The 2,249-nt window shown below is 34.5% G+C and carries 1 protein-coding gene; it reads right to left on the bottom strand.

The window, feature by feature from the left end; translation table 11 throughout:
• Positions 1–211: 211 nt before the first annotated feature.
• The gene (locus ACJMLH_RS07985; protein WP_295591777.1) at positions 212–2,080 is read right to left on the bottom strand and encodes a hypothetical protein; all 1,869 of its coding nucleotides are present in this window, start codon (positions 2,078–2,080) and stop codon (positions 212–214) included.
• Positions 2,081–2,249: the final 169 nt, after the last annotated feature.

The following is a 2,249-nucleotide window of genomic DNA, read 5'->3' as shown; positions in this document are numbered from 1 at the left end:
ACTGTTGAATAGTGTCTGATTCGGAAAGAGGAAGTATGGCTAGAAATCTTATTATTTTTTATTCCCGCAGGGGGTTTAATTACAGTTGCGGTGAAGTCAAGTTTCTAGCGGGAGTTTCGACATTATAACTTCTGTTACCCCGTGAAGCCTTGTAACACAAGGCTTCAATCAACTGTTAAATGTAGTGCCCATTTTGGCACTTTTTTGCCAATCAGTTAGTTGACAGAGATTGTTTGATATCTTCTATGACATTCCACATCCTCTTTTGATTAGAATCAAGTTCTCCCATTGCCCTAACAACTTTCTTTCCTTCGTTATAAATCCACCCATCGTTTATTAAAGACAATTTATTAAGCATTGCCGATTTTGTGAGTTTTAACCCGGCTTTTTCCATTCGCATTCTTAACATTTCTGCAATTATCATTGCGGAAAGACAAATGAAGACATGACAGCGAATTTTATCATCAGTCCAATGATACTGCGGTCTTACAGAAAAGTGCCTCGTATCTTTGGATACTTTGAAGATATTGTTTTCAATACACTCCTGATTAGCGTATTCAGATAAAATATCGGATGTACTCCAGCTCGTATAATCTGTACATGTCAATTTTTTACCATAATATTTATTGCAATACGATTCTTTTAATTCATTGTCTATTGTGAGCTTTATCTGATAAGACTTAAGTTCATCATGTTCCTGCAATTCAATACTTATAGAACTGAATTCGCTTGCAAATTGGTTACCGGAATAAACCTTTTTAGCCAATATCTGTAATAGTTCCTTTTCCATATCCCATATAGGCTCATCTTTTTCCTTTTTGCGTCTTCCCTTCTTTGGCTGGCTTAACTCCTCTTTAAGAGCATCATTGTATTTTTTTACTTGTACAATCTCAGCTTCGATAAATTTTTTCCTGTTGTTCAACTCTGAAAATATATGTGATTTTGGATTCTTAAGTTTATTATTTAAATCATCAACATTATTTTTTATTTTGGTAATCTCTTTCTCAAGTTCAGCAAGCTGTCCATCCAGCAAATCCTGACTAAAAGTCAATATTCCCGTCCCTGTAACGCCTGAAAATGTTAAATTATCAATACGATAAGCAAGTTTGGTCTTACCACTGCTAAGTTCAACATTCTCGTATTCGCTGATATCAATGTCATAAAGAGCAGGAAGTCCTTTCAAACTGTGTGAACAGATAAAATGAAAGCCTATATTTTTGAAGTTCTCTTCAGAATTACTGCCTCCATCAAATGTTATCGTCACATCCTCCGGAATGATTGACATTTTCTGTAATTCTTTTTTAATTTTATCTGAAAATTCAGCAAATTCAGATTTATCATTTTTGTTGCCTGCGTAAAGATCCCATATTATAGGTATCTGAAGAGAATAGGCGGTTAATACAGCAAGGCTGAACTGTCGTAAATCATCCCTTTTCTGTTTATTATGTCCTCTCTTACATATCAAACAATTTCCATTTTTGCTATTTATGAAAGTAAAATAGTTGGTGTAATCAAGATGGAACCTATTTAAATCAATATTAGTGATATCAGAAATACGCTTTACAATTGTTCTTTGCGCTGTTTTTAGCTCATCCTCACTAATCCCGTCCATAGCCTCCCAAAATTCAGCCGAACCAAGTGCTGAAGCCTCAAATTTTAGATGATAGGGTAAACTTGTCTGCTCTACCCAATTGGAGAAGTTTCTCTTACTGCCAGGATCAACTGCCCGGTGTATCATTGCTAATAATAAAACCCTGCCTCTGGTCATGCCTTTAATGTTTTTTTTGGGAAGGATTTCATCAAGAATCTCTTCAATACCTATATATTGAGCCATATAGAGCAATCCCATAACAGAACCATGAACGTATGATTTGAATGTAACTTTTGAAAAATCAATGCCTGATTCTGATTCTTTTGCTTTTTGTGTAGATTGCCAACCTTTTAATGCCAGAGGCAATATTTTTTCAGCACTTCCAAGATATTCAATAATACGCTGCCTGACGGCTTTGCCATCCCTATAACTTTCAACGATATAGTAACATGGTTTTCCATTTTTTATCTTACTACGTATAAAAGCCATGTAGTGCCCCTTATTAAAAAGTATATAAACCCTTATTTTATATATAATACACTTTTATTAGTATTTGTCAATACAAGGGCACTACATTTTTATAAATAAAAAAAGGCCGTTAGGCCTTGTTAAATCAGATTTTTTTAAGTTTTTGTGTTAGAAAATGTCGAAACTCCCG

This window comes from Methanobrevibacter sp. (genome assembly GCF_045116495.1).
In the GTDB taxonomy this organism is placed as follows: domain Archaea; phylum Methanobacteriota; class Methanobacteria; order Methanobacteriales; family Methanobacteriaceae; genus Methanocatella.
This window is presented reverse-complemented; position numbering and strand designations above follow the sequence as displayed.

What these genes read in the sequence shown, in the direction of transcription:
- ACJMLH_RS07985 (WP_295591777.1), bottom strand. Translation starts at nt 2,080, where the DNA reads ATGGCTTTTATACGTAGTAAGATAAAAAATGGAAAACCATGTTACTAT.